Source organism: Pseudomonas sp. B23(2017) (assembly GCF_002113725.1).
GTDB lineage: Bacteria > Pseudomonadota > Gammaproteobacteria > Pseudomonadales > Pseudomonadaceae > Aquipseudomonas > Aquipseudomonas putida_Z.
Map to the genome: position 1 here is coordinate 1 of NZ_NEJM01000052.1, position 549 is coordinate 549.

Sequence of the window (549 nt, forward strand, 5' to 3'; positions counted from 1 at the left end):
TCGTAACAAGGTAGCCGTAGGGGAACCTGCGGCTGGATCACCTCCTTAATCGACGACATCAGCCTGCTGATGAGCTCCCACACGAATTGCTTGATTCATTGTAAAAGACGATGCTGTAACGCGACCCTGTTATAGGTCTGTAGCTCAGTTGGTTAGAGCGCACCCCTGATAAGGGTGAGGTCGGCAGTTCAAATCTGCCCAGACCTACCATTACATGGTTCAGCCGTAGAATACGGGGCCATAGCTCAGCTGGGAGAGCGCCTGCCTTGCACGCAGGAGGTCAGCGGTTCGATCCCGCTTGGCTCCACCACTTTCGCCGTACGCAGTAGCTTGTCAGAACTTAGAAATGAACATTCAGTTCGAATGTTGATTTCTGACTTTTGTCAGATCGTTCTTTAAAAATTCGGATATGTGATAGATATAGACTGATGACCAGTTTCACTGCTGGTTAATCAGGCTAAGGTAAAATTTGTGAGTTCTGCTCGAAAGAGCAACATGCGAATTTTCGGCGAATGTCGTCTTCACAGTATAACCAGATTGCTTGGGGTT

General features: G+C 48.3%; 2 tRNA genes. Both read left to right on the forward strand.

Going from position 1 to position 549, the window contains the following annotated elements:
• Nucleotides 1–133: 133 nt before the first annotated feature.
• Nucleotides 134–210: transfer RNA gene (locus CAG46_RS27495), tRNA-Ile, on the forward strand.
• Nucleotides 211–234: 24 nt separating this feature from the next.
• Nucleotides 235–310, forward strand: a tRNA-Ala gene (locus CAG46_RS27500).
• The last annotated feature ends 239 nt before the right edge of the window (nucleotides 311–549 follow it).